The sequence below is a fragment of the Flavobacterium sp. genome, assembly GCF_036741995.1.
Taxonomy (GTDB): Bacteria; Bacteroidota; Bacteroidia; order Flavobacteriales; family Flavobacteriaceae; genus Flavobacterium.
In genome coordinates, this window is the sequence record NZ_DAINRG010000011.1 from 1 (window position 1) to 23,089 (window position 23,089).

At 38.9% G+C, this 23,089-nt stretch carries 22 protein-coding genes; 13 read left to right on the top strand and 9 right to left on the bottom strand.

Annotation, left to right across the window (positions count from 1 at the left end; all coding sequences use genetic code 11):
• Nucleotides 1-4,294, bottom strand: a 4,294-nt coding sequence (locus tag V7D82_RS05570; RefSeq protein WP_333599985.1) for a beta strand repeat-containing protein, incomplete at its 3' end; no start/stop codon positions are given.
• A 286-nt stretch (nt 4,295-4,580) separates the two neighbouring features.
• Here V7D82_RS05570 and V7D82_RS05575 point away from each other — a divergent pair.
• Complete coding sequence (locus V7D82_RS05575) at nt 4,581-5,603, top strand: hypothetical protein (protein ID WP_333599986.1); 1,023 nt, start codon at nt 4,581-4,583, stop codon at nt 5,601-5,603.
• A gap of 2 nt (nt 5,604-5,605) precedes the next feature.
• On the opposite strand, the gene V7D82_RS05580 is transcribed toward V7D82_RS05575, so the two are convergent.
• The 5 genes from V7D82_RS05580 to V7D82_RS05600 all read right to left on the bottom strand — a co-directional run bounded on the left by V7D82_RS05580 (nt 5,606) and on the right by V7D82_RS05600 (nt 9,159).
• Nucleotides 5,606-6,568 (bottom strand): YitT family protein, encoded by a 963-nt coding sequence (locus V7D82_RS05580; protein WP_333599987.1) that lies wholly within the window; start codon nt 6,566-6,568, stop codon nt 5,606-5,608.
• Between the two features lie 50 nt (nt 6,569-6,618).
• Nucleotides 6,619-7,074 (bottom strand): GNAT family N-acetyltransferase, encoded by a 456-nt coding sequence (locus V7D82_RS05585; RefSeq protein ID WP_333599988.1) that lies wholly within the window; start codon nt 7,072-7,074, stop codon nt 6,619-6,621.
• Nucleotides 7,075-7,169: 95 nt separating this feature from the next.
• Complete coding sequence (locus V7D82_RS05590; protein ID WP_333599989.1) at nt 7,170-7,442, bottom strand: DUF4242 domain-containing protein; 273 nt, start codon at nt 7,440-7,442, stop codon at nt 7,170-7,172.
• A gap of 268 nt (nt 7,443-7,710) precedes the next feature.
• A complete protein-coding gene (locus tag V7D82_RS05595; protein ID WP_333599990.1) occupies nt 7,711-8,691 on the bottom strand; it encodes a transporter in 981 nt (326 codons plus the stop codon).
• A gap of 78 nt (nt 8,692-8,769) precedes the next feature.
• Complete coding sequence (locus V7D82_RS05600; RefSeq protein WP_333599991.1) at nt 8,770-9,159, bottom strand: hypothetical protein; 390 nt, start codon at nt 9,157-9,159, stop codon at nt 8,770-8,772.
• 302 nt (nt 9,160-9,461) lie between these two features.
• Between V7D82_RS05600 and V7D82_RS05605 the strand changes: the two genes are divergently transcribed.
• From V7D82_RS05605 to V7D82_RS05615, 3 genes are all read left to right on the top strand, one after another.
• Nucleotides 9,462-9,734, top strand: coding sequence for a hypothetical protein (locus tag V7D82_RS05605; protein ID WP_333599992.1), 273 nt, complete (start codon nt 9,462-9,464; stop codon nt 9,732-9,734).
• A gap of 65 nt (nt 9,735-9,799) precedes the next feature.
• On the top strand, nt 9,800-10,309 hold the full coding sequence (locus V7D82_RS05610) for a hypothetical protein (protein WP_333599993.1): 510 nt from the start codon (nt 9,800-9,802) through the stop codon (nt 10,307-10,309).
• An 834-nt stretch (nt 10,310-11,143) separates the two neighbouring features.
• Nucleotides 11,144-11,554, top strand: a complete 411-nt coding sequence (locus tag V7D82_RS05615; protein ID WP_333599994.1) for a YMGG-like glycine zipper-containing protein — start codon at nt 11,144-11,146, stop codon at nt 11,552-11,554.
• Nucleotides 11,555-11,596: 42 nt separating this feature from the next.
• Here V7D82_RS05615 and V7D82_RS05620 read toward each other — a convergent pair whose 3' ends face one another.
• Together V7D82_RS05620 and V7D82_RS05625 are read right to left on the bottom strand one after the other, a co-directional pair.
• Nucleotides 11,597-12,022: a hypothetical protein gene (locus V7D82_RS05620; protein ID WP_333599995.1), complete on the bottom strand. Its 426-nt coding sequence runs from the start codon at nt 12,020-12,022 to the stop codon at nt 11,597-11,599.
• An 18-nt stretch (nt 12,023-12,040) separates the two neighbouring features.
• On the bottom strand, nt 12,041-14,017 hold the full coding sequence (locus V7D82_RS05625; protein ID WP_333599996.1) for an alpha-ketoacid dehydrogenase subunit alpha/beta: 1,977 nt from the start codon (nt 14,015-14,017) through the stop codon (nt 12,041-12,043).
• A gap of 253 nt (nt 14,018-14,270) precedes the next feature.
• Between V7D82_RS05625 and V7D82_RS05630 the strand changes: the two genes are divergently transcribed.
• The 8 genes from V7D82_RS05630 to V7D82_RS05665 all read left to right on the top strand — a co-directional run bounded on the left by V7D82_RS05630 (nt 14,271) and on the right by V7D82_RS05665 (nt 20,112).
• On the top strand, nt 14,271-15,221 hold the full coding sequence (locus V7D82_RS05630; protein WP_333599997.1) for an isopenicillin N synthase family dioxygenase: 951 nt from the start codon (nt 14,271-14,273) through the stop codon (nt 15,219-15,221).
• A gap of 74 nt (nt 15,222-15,295) precedes the next feature.
• Entirely contained in the window at nt 15,296-15,631 is a 336-nt protein-coding gene (locus tag V7D82_RS05635; RefSeq protein ID WP_333599998.1) for a translation initiation factor, read from the top strand.
• Nucleotides 15,632-15,676: 45 nt separating this feature from the next.
• Entirely contained in the window at nt 15,677-16,543 is an 867-nt protein-coding gene (locus V7D82_RS05640) for a nucleoside phosphorylase (RefSeq protein WP_333599999.1), read from the top strand.
• Between the two features lie 3 nt (nt 16,544-16,546).
• Nucleotides 16,547-17,080 (top strand): GNAT family N-acetyltransferase, encoded by a 534-nt coding sequence (locus tag V7D82_RS05645; protein WP_333600000.1) that lies wholly within the window; start codon nt 16,547-16,549, stop codon nt 17,078-17,080.
• The gene (locus V7D82_RS05650) at nt 17,077-17,928 is read left to right on the top strand and encodes a substrate-binding domain-containing protein (protein ID WP_333600001.1); all 852 of its coding nucleotides are present in this window, start codon (nt 17,077-17,079) and stop codon (nt 17,926-17,928) included. Before V7D82_RS05645 ends, V7D82_RS05650 begins: the two co-directional genes overlap by 4 nt.
• Nucleotides 17,929-17,945: 17 nt before the next feature.
• Nucleotides 17,946-18,878, top strand: coding sequence for a transglutaminase (locus tag V7D82_RS05655; protein WP_333600002.1), 933 nt, complete (start codon nt 17,946-17,948; stop codon nt 18,876-18,878).
• Between the two features lie 72 nt (nt 18,879-18,950).
• A complete protein-coding gene (locus tag V7D82_RS05660; protein ID WP_333600003.1) occupies nt 18,951-19,520 on the top strand; it encodes a hypothetical protein in 570 nt (189 codons plus the stop codon).
• A gap of 10 nt (nt 19,521-19,530) precedes the next feature.
• Entirely contained in the window at nt 19,531-20,112 is a 582-nt protein-coding gene (locus V7D82_RS05665) for a hypothetical protein (protein WP_333600004.1), read from the top strand.
• 53 nt (nt 20,113-20,165) lie between these two features.
• Here V7D82_RS05665 and V7D82_RS05670 read toward each other — a convergent pair whose 3' ends face one another.
• Nucleotides 20,166-20,831, bottom strand: a complete 666-nt coding sequence (locus V7D82_RS05670) for a uracil-DNA glycosylase (RefSeq protein WP_333600005.1) — start codon at nt 20,829-20,831, stop codon at nt 20,166-20,168.
• An 84-nt stretch (nt 20,832-20,915) separates the two neighbouring features.
• On the opposite strand from V7D82_RS05670, the gene V7D82_RS05675 reads away from it, so the two are divergent.
• Nucleotides 20,916-23,084, top strand: a complete 2,169-nt coding sequence (locus tag V7D82_RS05675) for an endonuclease MutS2 (protein ID WP_333600006.1) — start codon at nt 20,916-20,918, stop codon at nt 23,082-23,084.
• The last annotated feature ends 5 nt before the right edge of the window (nt 23,085-23,089 follow it).

Sequence of the window (23,089 nt, forward strand, 5' to 3'; positions counted from 1 at the left end):
CCGTTAAAACCGTATTAATACATAAAGTTGGTGAAGACGAAGCGGCACTTACTGTTTTATTTGGTGTAACGATAATTGTTCCTGTAGCACTTACTGTACCGCAACCTCCCGTTAAAGGAATGCTGTAATTAAAAGTCCCGGAAGCTGTTGGAGTTCCACTAATAGTGATAGTATTTGATGCCCAGGCTGCCGTTACTCCAGCTGGTAAACCTGTAACTGTTCCAATGCCTGTAGCGCCTGTAGTTGTATGAGTAATAGCCGTTAAAACCGTATTAATACATAAAGTTGGTGAAGACGAAGCGGCACTTACTGTATTATTTTGATTTACAGTTATTATAGGAAGTGTGCTCATTTCGGTTGTACATCCTGTCGCTGTTATGGTGGCTATCACATTGAATGTTGTATCAACTGTTAAGTTTCCTGAAGGCAAATTTATAGTACCTCCGTTGCCTGCAACAGGACTACCAATACTCGTATCTCCTATATCATTTCTTAATTGATAGTTTTGCGATGCAACTGATCCGGCGACAATAATATTAGCTCCAGTACCAGTACAAACAGATGCTAAAGAAACTGAGATTGTTTTATCAGCAGGATTTGGATTTGTGGCTATATCAACTAAGTTGCTTGATGGAGATACACAGCCTGTTGATGTATTTATCCCATCAACATAATAGCCTGTCCCTGCTGGGACTCCGGTAAAAGTAAGTGCTGCTCCTGTACCGGGTATAGCTGTACCAATATCATTGTCTGAACTGTCATTTAATTGGTACTCTACTCCTATTACAGAGGTAGTTGATGTTATCGTTCCATTTCCTCCCGGACTAGCACATATTGTACTTCCAGTTAAAACAAGTGCAATTGGATTGGATACTGTGGAAATATTTACCGAATTACTATGAGACGAAACACAACCGCTAGCCGAATTTGTACCGATTACATAGTATCCGGTTCCAGCAATCAAATCTGTCCATGTGAGAGTACTTCCGCTACCTGATTGGGAAGTTTGTATCATTGCATTAGAAGAATCATACAACTGATAATCTACACCTGTTTGAGAAGTTGAAGAGGTAATTAACCCCTCACCTCCTGGGCTGGTACATATAGTACTTCCTGTTAAAACCAGTGCTATCGGATTGGCATTAGCAGACACATTAACGCCACCACTAGTTGAAAAACAGCCTGTAGTTGCATTAGTTCCAACAACATAATAGCCATTACCAGCCGCAAGTGTAGACCAAGTTAAGGCACTACCCGTTCCGGCTTTAGCAGACTGAATCGTTGCATTACCTGAATTGTATAATTGATAATTAACTCCTACTTGGGAAGTTGTTGATGCTATGATTCCGTTTCCGCCCGGGCTAGCACAAATGGTATTTCCCGTTAACAAAAGTATAGTCGGCAACGGATTAACAGTAAGTGTAACGGCAGTTCGTGTAGCACTTAAACATCCTGTAGCAGAAACCCTTGTTTCTGCATAATAGGTTCCTGCGCCAGAAGGTGTATAAGACGTTGACCCTGATAATAGTAAAGTACCTCCACTTGATTGGTTGTACCAATCAGCCAGTTGACCTCCACTAACTGTAACTGTTAATGCAGGAATTGAAATACCGGAACAAATTATTTTATTGCCACCACTAGTTGGAACCGATGGAGCAACACAACTAATATTAATGGTTCCTGTTGCTGACGACCCAAACCAGGTAGCATTTTTATTTAGCGCTGAAGATGCTGTAGAACCCCACGTACCTATTGCCTGAGAAGCGCCGCCAAGATTTAGCGATAATGCTGTATGAACCAGACCCATTCCTAAATTGGCTACCGCTGATCCGCTTATTGAAAAATTATTATTTACTGTGGTGGAATTACTGAATGTTTTGGTACCTGAATTTGAAAATCCAAGATTGTAAAAAGAGGTATTGGCCGCTATGGTTTGATTTCCGGCCGCTCCAAAATTCACCGTTCCGCTGGCTGGTACAAAAACACTGGCGGTTCCGTTCCAAGCCGTTGCACTGACAGCGTTTTCATTTAAAGTACTGCTTCCTCCATTTAAAGTCCCTGCCGTAAGTGTTACAATGCCAGTAAAAGTATGCGTTAACCCAATTCCTAAATTCAAAGTTCCTCCAGAACCATTAATAGTTAGAGCTCCTCCGTTGGCATTTCCGGTTAATGTAGCGTTTCCTGCTGTTTTGGTTAATGTAACGGCTCCTGTAGTGGTAAAAGAATCAATAGATTGTGTTGCCGTTGTTCCGCCAATGGTAATTCCTCCTGAACCACTTGTCAAAGTTCCTGCATTAATAAAATCTCCGTGAAAAGTTATAAGATTGGCACCCGGAGTTAGTGTGGCACCTGAATTAATATTTAATGGAATATTTGTATTATTTCCTATTTGAACAACTCCCGGAGTCGTAATAGCCCCAGTATTTTTAATAATGATTCCACCCGTTGCTACAAATGGAGTAATCCATACTACACCAGCAGCTCTTGCCGTAGCTGTATTGTATTGCAATGTAGCACTACTTCCATAAATTGGAACAATAGAAATTATGGCAGTTCCTTCCATTGACAATACTGCATTTATTGTTGGTGAAGTAGCAAAAGTTTTAGTTCCTGAACCTGATAAAATAAGATTGCTGTAAGTAGTAACAAAACCGGTTTGCCCTGCCCCGGTATAATTAACCGTGTTTCCTGCAGTCGCAGCATTTAACGTAGTAATTCCAATGGTACCTCCAAGATTTAAAATTCCTGTAGCACCTTGAATGACACTTCCGGTTCCGGTTAATGAAGTGGTGGCAGTTATGGTTCCGTTGTTCGTAACTGCTACTCCTGTTACGGTAAGTAAGGTTGACGAAGTAAATACATTATTTATGGTGTACGCCCCTGTAAAAGTGGCTGTCGGAATGGATGCCGCTGTTGTTCCGCTGATTATTTTGGTGGCTCCGGTAAAGTTGTGCCCACCGGTATTTGCTGTAAATGTTGTAGCATTATTGGTAACATTTCCTCCAAAATTAATAGTTGATACCGCTGTTTCATTCCATACACTTCCAGCATTTAGGGTAACATCTCCGGTAAATGTTTTGGTTCCTGTACCTCCCAGAACCAGTGAGCCGGTAATCGAAGTTGCTCCACCAACACTTTGGGTAAAATTGGCACCAGTTGTAAAAGTAGTACCACTACCAATGGTAAGTGTATTGGAAATAGCCATGTTTACAACTGTTGTAGTAGATGCTGTGCCACTTAAAGAAAGGGATCCTATTGTTGTAGTTCCTGTTGCCAGCGTTTTTATTCCGCTTCCCGAAAAATTTAACGTACTATAATTACCGGTATGCACAGTCTGTGCTGCTCCTGTATAATTAACGGTATTCCCCGAAGCAGTAGCTGTTAGTGTTGTTATGGCTGAAGCGCCTCCTATATTTAATATTCCGGTGGTTCCCTGTGTAACTCCTCCTGAACCAGACAGTGCTGTTGAGGCTGTTATGGTTCCGTTATTGGTTAGTGTTACCCCGGTAACGGTAAGCAGTGTGGCTGAAGTAAATACTCCATTATTGGTATAAGCTGCCGTAAATGTTGCCGTTGGCATTGCCGTTGTGGTAGAACCAGACAAGGTTCCCGTTCCTGTAAAGTTATGAGCACTCCCTGTTAAAGGTGTAAATGTTGTAGCGTTATTTGTAAAACTATTTTTAATGACATAGGTGTCTTTAATGGTATTTGTTCCAACATTGGTTTCATCCCAAACGGCTCCGGCATTAAGGGTAACAGCCCCTGTAAATGTAATAGTACGTGCCGTGGTACCGGTTGCGCCAAAGTTGATTCTTCCTGTTATGGTGGTGGCACCCAGTATAGTCGTTGTACGTCTGATGGTTATGGTACCGCCACTGCTAACGGTTAAAGCCCCAAAAACCAGGGTTCCTGAACTCATGGTTAGTTTAGCACCATTGTTCACTGTTACAGAACCCGCTGCCGTTTGCGTTATAGAAGTTGTAATATTAACCGACCCAGTGCCCGTTGTAGCAATAATAACCGTATCACCTGTTGCCGGAGCAACTCCTCCCACCCATGTGGAACCCGTAGACCAAGTTCCTCCTGTAGCTGTACTGGTTATAGTAGCGGCCTGCACTCCAAATGCAGAAAGCAGTAAAAGTAGGCTGGTAATTCTATTTTTTGAAAAAGAACCTCTCAGTGTGTTAGGATTAGATTCTCTTTTCTTTAAAAAATTCCGGAAGTAATCTTTAGTGTTTTTTCTAAAAGCCTGAAGATTGCTTTTAGTTGTTTGAGCGGAAGAAATAAGCATCATAGTTTTAAAAAAAATCGTTTTTAAGGATTTATAGTATATATTCGATAAAATCAAAGTACTATTGTTTAAAACTTACTTATTTTTCATCGCGCAAAACTAAAAAAACATTTTAGGGGCAAAAAAGGCAAATAAGCAAACTATGTAAACAAACAAAAAATCCGATGAAATGCGTATTTTTATCAATGCAATGCGTTTTTAAAAAAAACACCTAAAGAAATATCCTATAATCAAAATCTGTTTTTCGGTTACTTTCCACTACTAAAATCAACCTATTTTATAAATCAAAATGACTGTGCTCTCCAAACAACTCGAACTGACCCACGAACAAACCTCACCGCTATTCCGTATCATGTGGATTCAAAACGAAAGCGAACCACACCGACGCCATTTTGAAAACAACATTTGTGCCTTCCATATTGGTGACGGATTCATTCTCTCGGTAGCGCACAACCTAAGGACAGAAGCCAAAATCTTTAAATCGATAGAACAAAGTTTGTATGAAACGGAGATACTACCTTATTTAAATTCGGTGCAGGCACAGTTATTTGACACTTGTTTTCCATTGGATAGTACCACTACTAAAAGATATTGGAACAGTATTAATCCGAGTGATTTTCAACATTGCATAGATATTCTAAAGCAAATCAACTTTGACACGCGCTGGATAACGCTGATGCAGAAAAACATCAGTAAACCCCATTTAATTGTACAATTTAAGGACCCACAATTTTACAATGATGCTTCACTGACGGCCCATTTTACCGCTGATAATTATTTTGCTGAGCCAGCTATTAACCGACATACCTTTTTGGTGGAAGTAGCCTTGGTTGAAGCTTTTTACAGTGCTGATATTGCTTTGTATAAAATTGTCAACACCCACCCGGATGTGATTAAAGCCATGCCAAGCATTGAAGTTGATTTTTCGATTTTGAATGACAATCAGGAACACTATTATTGCCTGCAAAGTTCTCCAACAAGCGAAATAGGCAAACTACTCAACAAGGCACAGATCGAAGGGTATACGGATCATTTTAGCTTTTTTCAGGACCGAATTGGCGGCAATTATACCTTCGAAGGATTGCGGTATTTGATTAAAGGTTATTTCCGGTTTGGTTCTTCGGGAGCGCCTTATGTTTTTTATGATGCCAAAAGCAAAAGCTTTAAAGTCAATGCTATTCAAAGTGAAGCCTGTCCGATACAACTATCCATCGACAATAAAAGAGACGGGAATTTTCAATACGTGAATGCTTTGGCATCGCCATTGCAGATTATTCAGGAAGTACTGGAAAACTATAAAACTAAATCGTAAAACTAATGGTCTAGCGGTCGTCTTTTTATCATGCCGCCTTTGATGTCTTTTACGCTGTTCATTACCACAAAAGCTTTGGATTCTATTTTTTCGATTTCGGTGGTGAGTTTGTTAATTTCCAATCGGGTGATAACGGTGTAAATGATATCTACATCTTTACTTTCTCCTCGTTTGCCATGACCTCGCTTGCCGCTGTAAACAGTCACACCACGGCCCATTTTGTTGACAATCATCTTTTTGATTTCTTCACTATACGAAGACACTATAGTAACGCCAATATATTCATCTATTCCTTCTACAATAAAATCGAGGGTTTTGGATGCTGCCAGATATGTTATCATCGAATACAAAGCAATTTCAATGCCTAAAAAATAAGCGGCTGCCGAAAATATCAAGACATTGATTACTATGATAAAATCGCCAATAGTGGTACCCAGTTTTCGACTTAAATAAATGGCCAACACTTCGGTTCCGTCAATAACGGCGCCACCTCTAACGGCAAATCCAATACCGGCTCCCAGAAAGAATCCACCAAAGACAGCGACCAGTAAATTATCATTAGTAACATTCGGGAAAGTGACTAACGCTAAGCAAGTAGAAAGTCCGGCTATGGCCAAAGCGGTTTTGATGGCAAACTGCTTCCCCATTACCACATATCCCAAAATAACAAACGGAATATTAATCCCAATAATCAACAAATAGAGTGGAATATTGGTAATGGCCGAGATTAATAATGAAATTCCGGTAGCACCACCATCGATAAAATGATTGGTCAACAGGAATCCTTTGAACCCAAAAGAAGCTGACAAAATTCCGATAGCAATCAAAATAAAATCCTTGATATGACGGCGCGTAGTGATGACAAACAACCGATACGCTTTGGCAAGCGCATAGCTCGAATAGTTTTTAGGCTCTTTTGTTTTTAGAGTGGTATTGAGTAGTATTCGCTTCCAAAGTGAATTCATAGGGTAGACGGTTTAGATCATTAGACTTCTTAGAGGGTTAGATTACAATGCTATACGGCTTTGGCTTTTTGCACTAATTGCCAAGTAGTTTTGTTCATTTCAAATTTAACTTCTCCTTTTCCATGAGTTCCGGTGACAATCCAGCCCATTCTTTTATAGAACTCTTCAGCTCTGGTACCAGGTGCAGTGCCCAGCCAAACGGTTTTATTCGTTTGCCCAAAATACCAATCCAGCATTAGATGGTGTAATGTTTTGCCAATGCCTTTCTTATCATAATCGGGATGCACAAACAGCGCCCAAATGTTATGTTCTTTCAAATCGGCTATCGCAAAACCTACAATTTGATTATCCGCTTCACAAACCCAACCTTTCCCTCTGTGAAATAAGAACTCTTCACAATCGGCATTGGTAACTAAATCCGGATTAGACAGGGTATTTTCGGTAACAGCATTCCTGACGATTTGTATTTGTGGTATGTCCACTACTTGGGCTTCTCTGAAAATCATTTTGTAATTATTGTTGTGGCAAATTATAAAAAAAGATGCCAATGCCCTACCCTTTTTGGAGGATATTAACATTTGCATCTTATTTAAAATCGCAATTACTCCGCTGTTACCGGATTGATAATAGCTGTTACTTTGGCTACACTATTGGCCGGAAAACCGCCTTGTTGGGCATGCTCCAGTATCAATTTCTCGTTGGGAGCAATATAGACACAATAGACTTTGTCGCCGGTCACAAAGCTTTCTACCCATTGGATTTGGGGCCCTAGTTTGTTTAAGACTCCACAAGAAGTTTGTGAAATTCCTTTTAACTGTTCCGGTGTCAAATTGCCGGCACCCGGAATTTCTCTTTCAATTATGTACTTAGGCATAGGACATGTTGTTTAGTTACCTATTCGTATGGCTTTTCGGTTACGCCCCGTTTATAATGGTTTCTGGACTCCATTTTAGCAACTACTAATTTACTAAAAATCAATCAAGTAAATGACATCTTTAGGTGTTTTTACTTTGATCCACTCTTTAACCTACTTTATAAAAGTCATAAGTTATAGATTCTGTAGTGTGAACTATTGATAAAAAAGCCTGACAGAACTTTATTCCTATCAGGCTTTTTATGAAAACAATACTTATAGACTGTTTTTAAAACGATTTAATAATCCCTAATCGGATGCGGAAACCGCCGTTGTTTTGATCTCCGTTCATGTTTTGGATTATGGGCAGTGAAGCCGTCAACGGAAAACTCCAGGTTTTATAACTCAATGTAGTACCCAAAGTAGCATAGCCTAAGTAATATCCTGAATTATCATCTACTACATCTTCTTCTTTGATGTTATCCAGCCACTCGCCATAATACCCTCCAAAAACCGACCAACTCAAGTTCGCTGAAGTTGTTTTGGTGGTAGCATCAGGAGTTGACTCTGTTGGTTTGTCAGTTTCCTCAGTAGGCATTAAGGCACAACTCGTTTTGGCGCCCAATATTCTGTAATTTAAAGTCACGTTTTGAATGGCGATGCTGCCGTAGTAATTGTCGTGAAACCCTTTGGTAGTTTGTTTATATAGGCCATTAGCTTGTAAAGTGTATTTGTCCCATCGTTTAGCGACAATAATCCCTACCATAGGATCATAAGACCCCGACCCTACTACTACCGTCGTATTGTCAAAAGCCGAACTTTTTTGAGTACCGGTTGGGAGCTCTAACCCAGCTTGCAGTGCTAAGCTGAAATTATTCTTATTCAACACATTAAAAGTACTCATCACCACCAAATCACCCAGACCGCTATCGTTACCGGTATCCGTATGCAGGAAAACATAAGGAATCAATGCCGAAATTGTAATGGTGTTAGTTAGTCCATAACGCACTCCGAATGAAGTAATAAGCATATTTTTCAGAGGCGTTTCTTCCTCATCTGCCTTGGCAGTAGCCACGGTATTACTTTGGTTAATGGTCCTGTAATCGGCATATGTTTCGGCTACCCATTTGTTTTTGGGCAAGGTTAAAATGCCATTGTTGTAATCGCCGTTGGAAGAACCGGTTCCGGCGCCGGCACAACAAGCGCATTGGCTGTAGCCATAAGTCATTGTTAGTAGTGTCATCACTACTGTATAAATTGTTTTATTCACGTTAAAATTTATTTTGGATTATACCACAGTTCTTTTGACTAACAGTCAAGCTGAAAGTCAATTGTTATTTTAAAAAAACTAGGCAGTAATTGCCGGGGGCTTAACGAGTGAAGTGGAATAGCCCTCTAAAAGGGTGGCTTTCGGGTAATTGAAATTTCCTTTTGCTTTACATATCAGTACTGTAGCCCATTGCCAAGTTGCCGGTGTAACAATGCAATAATCTATGGTTTTGAGTTTTAAAACGGCTTCGGGAATCTTATTGTTTTCGGCTTCGGCATCCGCTTCTTTTTTTAACTGTCGGTAAAGGAAACATTTACCATTACAATGCATCATAGGCTTGAACCTGTTGATACATTTGGTAGCAATGATTTCTCTCTGATTGTATTTCCAATAACCTAAAAATGCGGACTGGAATGACGATTGCCAGACGAAAGTAAGCAGTAATATGGAGGTTATAAGCGTTTTCAAATCGAAGACAAAGATACTTTTTTGTATTGGTTAATGAAAAAATCAGAAGCATTCATTTTATCAAATGTCCGGCAATGTCCGGTAATGTCCACTTGCTCGATACTTTTTAGGGATTTGTTCGGTCTTTGTTCGATATTCGTTCGGTAAGGCTTGGTTAAAACAGGAAAAATACCGAACAAAGATCGAATCAAAATAGAAGAAGCGTAAGTAAGTTATTAACTTTTGTAGGAAGACTGGAAGGTATTTAGTATGTTAGCTATTATTAATCTCATTTTAGATATATCTATTAAAATCACATTACTATGGGAAAAAAAATAATGGGTTGGTTTTTACTGTTAGTGGCAGGATTGATGGTTTTCGGTACATTGGGCACTTTAGGAAGTTTGTTAAAAGCTTTAGGTACTCTCGTGCTTGGAATACAAGGTAAAGCAGGTGCTGGCGAATCGGCACAAGCCCTTGGCGCTCTAATAGCCCAAATGCTGATTTTTTTAGTCATATACTTTGCCTGGACATATGGCAGAAAGTGGACTCGTAAAAATGTGGATGCTTTGCCCCCAAACAACTCAAAGCTGTGATAACTATTTTGAGCTCTACAATAGCACTAAAATAATTTTATTTACCTGTTAAAACTGCTGCTACTATGAAACTAATAAAACGTTTTTTTGTTATGATTTTTGGGCTATTACTGCTAAGCTGCCATCAGACACCACCTCAACAGCAACCCAAGAAGAGAGTAAAAAAAGAAAGCCAAACAACGGCTAAGGGATTAGAAATGCTTACCAAAGAGGAATTGCTCAAACAATATCAGAATGTTTACGAATATCAGGAAGAAGATTCAGAGCAATTGCTGGGTGTTACAGTTATAAATGCCAATAAAATAAAGTTTTACCTGGCGACCAAAACCTTGCCTTGCGATACTGAATATCATGGCGTAGCGATAAGACGGTACTTAGATTGCTTTCCAACCATTGAAAAAGACAGCTTAAAAGAATTGCCTAAATACCAATATATACAGTTAACAGCATATTATATACTCACACTGAATTTTACTGATGAGTATAAAGAAGCCAAAATAAGCTATCAACCCATCCCAGAGGAAGAAACCGATTGCGCTCCTATAGAGGCTATTTTAATGACTAAAACACCTTGAGTAAATCGTTCAAATAACTTCTTGTATTAAAATCAATACTTCTTTCTTTTAAAAGCTAAAACCCCAAAACCCAATTGCATGTTATTAAGAGTGAATATTTCTTTTTTGTAAATAAAAGCACACGATAACAGTTTGTTTCGTCAAAAAAAAATTAAGAATTTTATACTATAATTTTTGAGAAAAAATCGTTAAACCAGCACTTTGATTGTCAAACTGCATTTATACCAACAAGTTATACTGTTTTTGCTAACAATTTATTTAGATTTGAGATGTCAAAACAAAACAACAATGATTATTATTATTTTAGGAGCAGTGTGCGTAATTGCCATTAATCTGATATTATTTTTAATAGAACGAAGCAGAACTACTGACAGACACTTTAAAAATTATTTAAATAAATATTGCAAAAAAGTACAGGATTAACAATATCCTTGTAACTCGGCAACGCAATCGTAAAGTACTACACAGCAACTAAGTTTGCATACATGTTACTATACTTTGAATTCCATCAATTCCAAAAAACAGTTTCCTGTAACAACCGGTTGCACTTCTCATGCAATCACAACAATACAATCAAAACCTTTTTCTGTTTTAAAACAAGTGCTATCCTCTTGGTTAATGACTCCTAGTCAGGATTAAAAGAGGTATAGCACAAACTAATCATTTGTGCTATATTTTTATGTCCATTTTAAAATGTAACACAACCTTACAGCTATAAAAAAGAAGTGAAAAAAATATACAATTGACTAATTTCATGTTAAAAAAAACAACACTCCTTTAGTTTTTAGTAAATCTTTTTGTACCTTACCTCTTCAATCTAAAAAATAAAACATCATGAAAAGGATAGCCTTATTTTTAACTGTTGCTTTAGTAGCTGTTTCCTGCAAAAACATGGCAGAAGAAAAGGCAGCACAAGAAAAAGCAAAACAAGCCACCGTTGACTCAATGAAAATGGTCATGGAAAAGCAAAAGACCGTTGATTCTATGAAAACCGTCATGGCACAACAACAAGCCCAACAGCAACAACAAACAGCTGCCAGTAGCACGACCACGACTACTACGACAACCAAACGAAAAGGCATGAGCAACACCGCCAAAGGTGCTTTAATTGGTGCTGGTGTAGGGGCTGTAACCGGAGCCGTAGTGGATAAAAAACATGGCGAAGGAGCCATAATAGGCGGTTTGGCCGGCGCTGCCGTAGGAGCAGGAACCGGAGCAGTCATTGATTCGAAAAAGAAAAAATAATAACTGATTCTACTGAAAAAGGCACTATTAAGTGCCTTTTTTTTATTCTTCCCTGGTAAGTGTGATTGAATTATTTTTGGTAAAAGTTGTAGGTCGCTTCCCTTCGCCTTCCTGCGCCAGCATAATTTTATCTTTAGCCATAATCTTGGCAATTAAAAGCAGTTTCCTCGATTTACCACTTTCGATTTCTTCCATTATTATATCTAATTTTATAGGTGTAGCCGTTTGGTCTATACTGTATTTCAAATTAATCTTTTTCCCTTTCAGGCTAAACTCTTTCCCGCCCATTGTTTCCTCCCCTTTGATAAAGGTCACATACCCTTCTTTGTCAAAAATAAAACCTCCTTTGGCTCCCTTTTCATCTTTTCCAATCCACTTGCCCACAAAGTTAAAGTCATCATTTTTAGTAACTGTTGTAAAAGCCGTCAATGTAATAAAGGCTACTAGTAATGTGAGTCTCTTTTTCATGGTTGTGGGTATAAGGTTTTAATATTGTAATAATTCCAGCAAAGTGCTTTCAAAACGTTCTTTTGGCAAATACTGGTCTTCCAGCGCTTTTACAAAAGGAATAGCGGTTTCTAAACTACCAACTCTGCGCACCGGTGCATCAAGATGCTCAAAACATTGTTCCATTATCATAGCAGAAATATCACTGGCAATACCTCCAAACAAACTGTCTTCTTGTAAAATAATTACTTTGTTGGTTTTCTTAACCGAGGCAAAAATAGCTTCAGTATCGAGCGGTTGCAAACTACGCAAATCAATTAAATCGGCACTGATTTCAGGATGTTTTGACAAAGTGTCTAACGCCCAATGCACACCAGCACCAAAAGAAATTATGGTTACCTGAGTTCCTTCTTTCAAAAGTGCTGCTTTCCCAAAAGGAATAGTATAATAATCCGATGGCACGTCCTGATAAACGCTACGGTACAATTGTTTATGTTCAAAATACATCACCGGATTAGGGTCGTTGATAGCAGTATTTAATAAGCCTTTGGCATCATATGGAAACGCAGGATATACCACTTTCAAACCGGGAGTTTTGGTAAACCAAGCCTCATTAGTCTGCGAGTGAAACGGCCCCGCTTGCGTACCACCACCACAAGGCATACGAACTACCACATCGGCATTCTCCAACCAACGGTAGTGTGATTTGGCTAATAAGTTTACAATTGGGTTAAACCCTGTTGATACGAAATCGGCAAACTGCATTTCTACCACCGCTTTGTGCCCGTTGATAGACAAGCCCATTCCGGCAGAAACCACGGCGCTTTCGCAAATTGGTGTGTTGCGGACTCTGTCTTTACCAAACTGCGCCACAAAGCCATCCGTAATTTTAAAGGCTCCTCCATATTCGGCAATATCCTGACCCATAATAACTAAGTTATCATGACGCTCCATCGATTGACGAAGAGCATTGGAGATAGCGTCCACGACACGAATATTCTCAACGGTTTCCCCGTGAGAAATAGCTTCAAAGTCGTATGCTTTGTACATATCGTTTAACTCTTCCTGCAAGTCTGCCACTACATCCGGTTCAGCTTGGGTGATTGCCCAATGCTCATCTATTTCGGCTTTGATGTTTTTCTTGATCTTTTCATCTTCTTCTTCGGATAGTACACTAACGCGAAGCAAATACTCTCTATAATTCGAAATGGGGTCTTTGATAGCCCATTCGTCCATTAATTCCTGTGGGACATATTTGGTACCGCTTGCCTCTTCGTGCCCACGCATACGGAAGGTTTTAAACTCCAATAACACCGGTCTTGGATTATCCGTCATCGAAGCTTTCAGTTCGGCTATTTTGGTAAAGACCTCTAAAATATTATTCCCGTCAATGATGTGACTTTCCATGCCATACCCTTTACCTTTATCGGCTAAGTTCTCACAACGGTATTGTTCATTGGTAGGTGTTGATAAACCGTACCCATTGTTTTCAATAACAAATAACACCGGTAAATCCCAAACCGAAGCAATATTCAATGCTTCGTGAAAGTCACCTTCTGAAGTAGCACCTTCGCCGGTGAATACTGCCGTTACTTTACCATTGTTTTTGAGTTTATTGGCTAAGGCAATTCCATCAGCAACTCCCAATTGGGGACCTAAATGCGATATCATCCCTATGATTTTAAATTCCTGAGTACCAAAGTGAAAGGAGCGATCGCGTCCTTTGGTAAAACCGGTCTTCTTGCCTTGCCATTGCGAAAACAAACGGTGTAATGGAATGTCTCTTCCGGTAAACACGCCTAAGTTTCGGTGCATCGGCAGGATGTATTCATCTTTGTCTAAGGCAGCTGTAATCCCTACGGAGATAGCTTCCTGCCCAATTCCTGAAAACCATTTAGACACTTTCCCCTGTCGCAGCAGGATAAGCATTTTTTCTTCTATCAATCTGGGTTTAAGCAGTCTTTTATATAAATCTAATAGTTGCGTATTGGATAATTCTTTTCTGTCGAAATTCATGTTGGTTTGCTGTATTATAAAGTCGCCCAAAAGTACTAAAAAGTGTTTAGTTATTTAATAAGAGTTTTAAAAATAGCCATTAGAAAATAGAGAAAAGAAAAAAGAAAACAAGTAGCTTGGTATCAGTCGGTTTCTATATAGAACAGCTTGCACAATTGTTAATAACTTTGATTTTTTATATTTAAAAAATCGTTACATTTGTAGTTATGATTGGAATTTTTCCAATTAAAGTTATTAACAAAAAAGTTTTAGTATGCAACAAATTCCTAGTGTTGACTTACGTGATTTCCTGTCGGACAATCCGGCACGTAAACAAAAATTTGTAAATGAAATCGGAAGAGCTTATGAGGACATTGGCTTCGTAGCGTTAAAAGGTCATTTTTTAGATGACAAATTGGTAGGAGATTTATATTCAGAAGTGCGCAACTTCTTTAGTCTTCCTTTGGAAACCAAAGCAAAATACGAAATTCCGGGTATTGGCGGACAACGTGGTTATGTATCTTTTGGAAAAGAACATGCCAAAGGACGTTCGGCCGGTGACCTAAAAGAATTTTGGCATTTTGGACAATACGTTAGCGAGGGTTCTAAATACGCCAGCGAATACCCAGACAACGTAACCGTGTCTGAATTGCCACACTTCAACGAAGTAGGTAAAGAAGCTTACAGAATGCTTGAAAAAACAGGTGTTTATGTATTAAGAGCTTTGGCATTGTTTATTGGTTTGGATGAATTTTATTTTGATAACTATATCAAAGACGGTAATAGTATCTTAAGACCAATTCATTACCCACCTATTACTGACGAACCAAAAGACGGGGCCGTTCGTGCTGCCGCTCATGGCGACATCAATTTGATCACCCTTTTGATGGGCGCTCAAGGTAAAGGATTACAGGTACAAAATCACGACGGCGACTGGATTGATGCAATCGCACAACCAGACGAGTTGATGATTAATGTGGGTGACATGCTAGCACGTCATACCAACAACAAATTGAAATCTACTATCCACCAAGTGGTAAACCCGCCCAGAGAATTATGGGGTACTTCCCGTTTTTCTATTCCGTTCTTTATGCATCCAGTGAGCGATATGCCACTAAATTGTTTAGAGAAATGTATTGATGCCAATCATCCAAAAGGATTTGAAGACATTACTGCAGGAGAATACCTTGACGAAAGATTAGTAGAACTAGGACTGAAAAAGTAAAGGTTAATTCAATAATTTTATTAAAGACATTGAGTTTTATACTTGATGTCTTTTTTGATTTTTTATAAATTATAATGGACTTACAAGAACAACTAAAAAAACTTTTCCCAGACCATCAGGAATCGACTGAGCCCAAAGCCATTTCAACAGAAAGTCATCACGAACTTTTTATCCAAAAAGAACCGATGATTTGCAAATATGAAAAACGAAAGGGCAAAGCCACTACCATCATCGAAGGCTATGAAGGCAGCGATGAAGATTTTAAAGTCTTAGCCAAAGAAATAAAAACCAAACTCAGTGTAGGCGGAACGTTTAAAGACGGAGCCATAATCATTCAGGGCGATTACCGCGATAAAATAATGAATCTTCTAACAGCCAAAGGCTTTAAAACCAAACGCGTTGGCGGTTGATATACTAAACGAATAACCTAATTAACAGATAATCAAATTACAGCAATGATACAATCATCAGAATTAATTTTAAACCCGGACGGTAGCGTCTATCATTTAAATCTCAAACCAGAACATATCGCTCACGACATCATTTTTGTGGGTGACCAAAATAGAGTTGAAAAAATAACACAGTTTTTCGACAGTGTGGAATTCTCCACTCAAAAGCGTGAATTCAAAACCCAAACCGGCTATTTCAAAGGCAAAAAAATGACCGTAATGTCAACCGGAATCGGACCTGACAATATTGACATCGTGATGAACGAATTGGATGCTTTAGTCAACATCGATTTAGAAACACGTCAACCCAAAGAAAATCTAACAAAGCTAAACATCATTCGCATCGGAACTTCGGGTTCGCTGCAGAAAGACATTCCGTGTGACAGTTTTGTGATGAGTCAATATGCGGTGGGCTTAGACAACATGCTTCGCTCCTATTTGATTGACAGCATTTCGGAAAAAGACATCGAAGAAGCTTTTATCAAACAAACCGATTGGGATTTGCGAAAAGGACAACCGTATGTAATTGCCTGTTCAGAAACTTTAGAAAAAAGAATTGAAAGCAACAAAATGCACAAAGGTTTCACCGGAACAGCCGGTGGTTTCTACGGCCCACAAGGGCGTGTATTGCGTTTGGAAATTCAAGATCCAAGTTTGAATACTAAGATGGACAACTTCAATTTCAATGGTACCCGAATGACCAACTTAGAAATGGAAACAGCTGCTATTTATGGTTTAGGCAAATTATTAGGACACAATTGTTTGTCATTAAATGCTATCATTGCCAACAGAGCTACCGGAACTTTTAGCGCAGACCCCTACAAAGCGGTGGATGAATTGATTGCCTATACATTAGAAAAACTAGCAGAATAAATCATGAATTTGGTTATCAAAACCGAACGCTTACTATTAAGACCTTTTGAGCTTTCAGATGCTGAAGCTATGTTTGCCTTAGACAGCAATCCAAACGTGCATTTGTATTTGGGCAACAATCCACTGACTTCCATTGACCAATGTTATGTTTATATTGAAAGCGTGAGAAACCAATACAGCAAAAATGGTATCGGACGCTTTATTGTTGAGCTAATAGACACACAGGAAGTTATCGGTTGGGCCGGCTTAAAACTAGTCACTGAAGAGGAAAACGACCATGTTAATTTTTATGATGTCGGTTACCGCTTACAGGAAAAACATTGGGGAAAAGGCTATGCTTCTGAAGCTGCCAAAGCCTGGGTGGATTACGCTTTCCAAGAAATAAAAATGCCAACGCTCTATGCCATGGCACACATTCATAATGTGGGTTCTAACAAGATAATCCAAAAACTAGGTTTCCACCAAAAGAACCAATATTTACACAGTGGCATTCCGTGCTATTGGTATGAATTAGACAACAATACACTATCCAAATGAAAACAGTAAAAATAGCCGGCGTTCCCGAACATTTCAACCTGCCTTGGCATCTTTGCATTGAAAACAGTGAATTTGACCAAGCAGGGATTGATTTACAATGGACAGATGTACCGGAAGGCACCGGCAAAATGTGCCAAATGCTTCGCGATGGGGAAACCGATATCGCCGTGATTTTGACCGAAGGTATTGTAAAAGACATCGTTGGCGGCAACCCCAGTTCCATCGTACAGGTGTATGTAGAAAGTCCACTGATATGGGGCATACACGTTGGAGCCAATTCCAATTATCAAACCTTAACCGATTTGGAAAATACCAAAGTAGCCATTTCGCGCTATGGTTCCGGGTCTCATTTGATGGCGTATATCAATGCTCAGAATCAAAACTGGAATACTGAAAAGCTGCAATTTGAAATTGTAAATACCATAGACGGTGCAGTAGAAGCCTTGACCAATGGCACTGCTGATTACTTTATGTGGGAACGTTTTATGACCAAACCGTTAGTGGATAAAGGTGTTTTTCGTCGTGTTGCTGATTGTCCAACGCCTTGGCCCTGTTTTGTAATTGCCGTGAGAAATGAGTTTTTGGAAAACAACTATCAAACTGTGGATTTAATCCTTGACATCATCAACAATACTACCGCTGAATTCAAAGATATCCCAAGTATTGACAGAACTTTAGCATCTAAATTCCATCAAAAGACAGAAGACATTCAGGAATGGTTATCGGTGACCAAATGGTCGCAAAAACCACTGGAAGAAAAAGTGTTAAACAAAATTCAAAATCAATTGTTTGACCTAAAAATTATAGATAAAAAAGGTACTTTTGCTGAAATAGTAAAAAGCGTTTAGCTTTTACCATTGGCAACATGATAAAATTAGGAAAGCTTACTTATCAGCAACTTCAGGAAAAATTCAGGATCAAACGTCCTTGGGATTTGATTATCATTTTTGCCTTGAATATCTTAATCACCATTCCCATTTTTATCATTGCTCATCACAATTTTATCACGTTTGATTGGGCGCATCATGTGGATAGAATTCTTTTATTTCTATTAATTCTTTTTGCCATACAACTTATTTTAAGAGCCTTAAGGAGAGTAACTTTAATATCGGTCATCCTCTATTTTATAATGCTCGGTTATGGAAGTCTGTTCAGTAACTATGGTTTTCAAAGCGTTTTTGAAGATTACCGTTCCATGATATACACTATGAATGATGATCCATATCCACAGGATATCATTATTACTAAACTTTTGCCCTTTCCCAATAAATCCAAAATTTTAGACGCCGTCGAATATCAAAACCCCAAAGTGCGGGACTTTGCCATTATGGCCATCAACAAACATTTCAAGCATGTGAAAGGTTACTATAATGATTGGACACTCATTCAATCGTTTGCTGTTTTCAAAGAAATCAACACCCGCTGGAACTATGTCAGCGATCCCAAAGGCCACGATTATATAGCCAGCGCCACCGAATCGTTACAATATCTTTCCGGTGATTGCGATGATCATTCCGTGTTAATGGCAGCCTGCATCAAATCTATTGGCGGCACTACCCGATTAATTCACACCAAAGGACACATTTATCCCGAGCTGTACATTGGCACCAAAAAGGATTTGGAACGCATGAATTACGCCATTAAAAAAGTCTTGTTTCCGGAAGAAAGCAAAGGAAAACCCATTCATTATCACATCGATGAACGCGGTAATATTTGGCTGAATCTGGATTATACCGCTAAATATCCGGGCGGTCCTTTTATGCACGAAGAAATATTAGGAGCCTTGACCTTGGATTAATTTCTTCCGCTGAATTTACTTTTACTGAAAGTTTTATTTACTATATTCGTTTCAAATTAAACTATCCTTTTGATGAAAAAACTATTAGGTCTATTGCTGCTGTTTTCACTGGCGTCGCAGGCACAACAAAACTCAATCATTGCCGGTAAAAAGAATGAATTTCGTGTGGATATTTTATCTGCGATTGTTTCTACCAAAGCCAGTTTGAGTTACGAGCGCTTTTTTGACGGAGATTTTTCTACCGGATTTAATGTGAATTTTTCGAATAGCAATAAACTCAATGATGATTTTGACAACGGCTATCGCAACAACGTACCTAAATTTGAATTCAATCCATATGTGCGGTATGCACTGTCCAAAAGTAAAGCGAGGTATTATTTTGCCGAAGTCTTTGGCTCCTATAATGGTGGCGATTACAAAGAAATCATCCGGCTGACCGATGAAAACGGAATTGGCTATTACACTACGCAAAAATCAAAATATACCGATTTTGCTTTGGGCGGAAGTTTAGGATACAAAATGTATTTTAAAGATGCTATTGCTTTGGAATTCATCGTAGGTTTTGGCTCCAACCTTACCAATAAAGCAAAAAGTCCCGACGTGATTTCAAGAGTGGGCATCAATTTAGGTTACCGATTTTAATACATAGACTATGAAAAAACTACACTATATCCTGCTTATTTCGATTGCTTTTTTAGTTTCCAATTGTGATACTAATGACGACGGATTCTACAATAATGTTTTTGTTGATATTCCCAATTTAGTAACTATTGATACACATCCGGCGCAATATACCGTTGGTGAAAAATTATATGTCAACGCCGATTTCTCAAGATTTCAAAATGAAAACGGAAAACCGCTGGATCTGTTTAAAACCACCGGAGCTGCCGAATTTGCCTTTTCCTATATCATAGAAAAACAAATAGATGCTTCAACATGGGAAGTAGTTACCGTTGACGAGAGTCAATTAAACATTGTAAAAGGCAATGCGCAAAACGGCGCTTATGTTTATGGTTTATGCGAATACAATGACGTTGATGAAACCTATGAATACAGAGTTGGATTTCCATTATCAGCTGCAGGAAGCTATCGTTTGAGTTATGGTTACAACAGTAGCTCGAGTAATTCGGTTGAATTGCGCTCGCTGAGTCCGGCAGCCCGTTTGATTTTAAATATCAATTCTCTGGTTACTAATGTAGACTCAGCCGGTTATTATTATTTTAATGTAAATTAGATTTCAGAAAATAAACAAACAGCAATCCATTGTCAAAAGCAATGGATTTTTTGTTACCATTCAATTTCGGCTTTCCCTAAGTTTTTCAGATACGAATTGGTTTTACTGAAATGACTGTTGCCAAACCACAATCCGCGATTGGCGCTGAGTGGCGATGGGTGGCCGGTTTCCAAAACATGATGTTTGCTGCGGTCAATCTTGGCGCCTTTCTTTTTGGCAAAACCTCCCCAAAGCAGAAATACTACGTTTTCTTTTTCTTCCGAAATTTTTTGAATCACAGCATCGGTAAATAGTTCCCAGCCTTGGTTTTGATGGCTTCCGGCTTCGCTTTCCCGAACCGTTAGTGTAGCATTGAGCAACAAAACACCTTGGTCAGCCCAACGCTCCAAATTGCCCGATTTTGGAAAAGGAAGTTTCAAATCGGTTTGTATTTCTTTAAAGATATTAAGCAACGAAGGCGGAAAAGCAATGCCGTCATTCACCGAAAAACACAACCCATTAGCCTGCCCCAAACCATGATACGGATCCTGACCAATGATAACCACTTTCACATTCTCAAACGTACAATGATCAAAAGCTGAGAAAATCTGAGTGCCTTTTGGAAAGCAGGTTCTGGTAGCATATTCGTTTTTCACAAAGGAAATCAACTGCTGAAAATAAGGTTTTTCAAACTCGGCAGAAAGCACATTATGCCACGAAGAATCTATTTTGACAACCATCTTTTAAAATTTTATCAAAAATACTATTTTCTGTTGCAATATGGATTTTATCCTTTGTAACTTTGAGCCAAAGACATTGATTTAATGATTGCGATTACAGATAAAACATTACAGGATTTAGAATTTACTACCGTTTTGCAAACCATTTCTGAGCGATGCAACACGGAAATTGGCAAGCAAAAAGCGCTGCAAATCGTTCCGTTTAAAGACAAGAAAACACTAATGGAAGCTTTGGTGCAAACCTCGGAATACCTATCTTCTTTCACGAATAATAATGCCATTCCCAATCACGGATTTGAGAACATTTCGAACGATATCAAATTCCTGGCCATTGAAGACAGTTTTCTCGAAGTGAGTGCGTTCCGAAAAATAGCGACTCTTTCGGAAACGGTGAATGTGCTGTTACTGTTCCTGAAAAAATTCCACGACTATTATCCAAAACTCAACGGAAAAGCCACGCAGGTGGAATACACTAAATTCATCATCCAAAAAATTGACGAAGTCGTTGATAAATACGGAGAAATCAAAGACAATGCTTCCCCGGAATTAATCAATATCCGCCGCGATATGAATTTGGTTCGCGGCAAGGTCAATCAGAGTTTTGGACAGGCATTGAGCCAATACAATTCATTGGGTTATTTAGATGAAATTAAAGAGAGCATCGTGGAAAACCGTAGAGTTTTAGCGGTCATGGCGATGTACCGACGTAAAGTGAAAGGTTCCATTTTGGGCAGTTCCAAAACCGGAAGCATTGCTTATATTGAACCCGAAGCCACGTTGCGTTATTCCAGAGAATTGAACAATCTGGAATACGAAGAGCGGGAAGAAATTACCAGAATATTAAAGAAGTTATCCAACGAAATCAGGCCTTACATTGACTTGTTAAAGCAATACCAGGAGTTTCTGAGCGATGTGGATGTAATTGCTGCTAAAGCCAAATACGCTAATAAAATCAACGCCATTCTGCCAACTATCATTGAAGAAAAACGGTTGTATTTCAGGGAAGCCTTCCATCCTATTTTGTTTTTAAATAATTCAGAAAAGAAAGAAAAGACATTTCCGCAAACTATTGAGTTAAACGATAAAAGCAGAATCATTGTCATCTCGGGACCGAATGCCGGTGGAAAAACAATATCCTTAAAAACGGTTGGATTATTGCAATTAATGCTCCAATGCGGCATATTGATTCCGGTACACGAACGCAGCGAAACCTTTTTGTTTGACCGCATTCTGACTGACATTGGCGACAATCAATCGATAGAAAATCATTTGAGCACTTACAGCTATCGCCTGAAGAATATGAATTACTTTTTGAAGAAGTGCAATGCTAAAACCTTATTCCTGATTGACGAATTCGGAACAGGTTCCGACCCAGAATTAGGAGGTGCTTTGGCAGAAACTTTCTTGGAGGAATTCTATCATCGGGAAGCTTTTGGAATCATTACGACACATTATTCTAATTTGAAAATTTTAGCGAATGAATTGCCTTTTGCTTCTAATGCCAATATGCTTTTTGACGAAAAATCTTTGGAACCAATGTACAAACTGATTTTGGGACAAGCGGGCAGTTCGTTCACTTTTGAAGTAGCACAAAAAAATGGAATTCCGTACGGTTTGATTAATCGGGCTAAGAAGAAAATTGAAGGCGGCAAAGTACGCTTTGACAAAACCATTGCCACGCTTCAAAAAGAGCGTTCCAAACTGGAGAAAACCTCTCAAAATCTAAAAGAAGAAGAAAGCAAAGCGCGGGAAGAAGGCAAAAAAATGGAAACCATCAACGGAAAGATTCAGGAAAAACTGGAACGTTACCAAGAGCTCTACGATGCCAATCAGCGCCTAATCTATATGGGACAAAAGGTGGATGATCTTTCAGAGAAATACTTTAACAATAAAGACAAGAAAATCTTAATCGGTGAATTTTTAAAGATGGTGGAAATCGAAAACTCCAAACGAAAAAAAGCCACGGTAAAAGAAATAAAAGAGAAAGAAGTCATTCAGAAGAAGGTCATTGAAGAAGTCAAAGTCAAAGTAGAAGAGATTCGAAAAGTCAAAAAAGAAAAGAAAATCAAAGCCCAGAAACAGGAAGCAGAAAGGCCAAAAGTGACTTTAAAGATTGGCGACCGCGTTCGAATGATCGATGGAAAATCGATAGGTACTATAGACAAGATTGAGAAGAATAAAGCGGTAGTGAACTACGGGATTTTTACTTCTAAAGTGAGTTTGGAAGAACTGGAATTTGTCCAAGCAAAATAAAACCA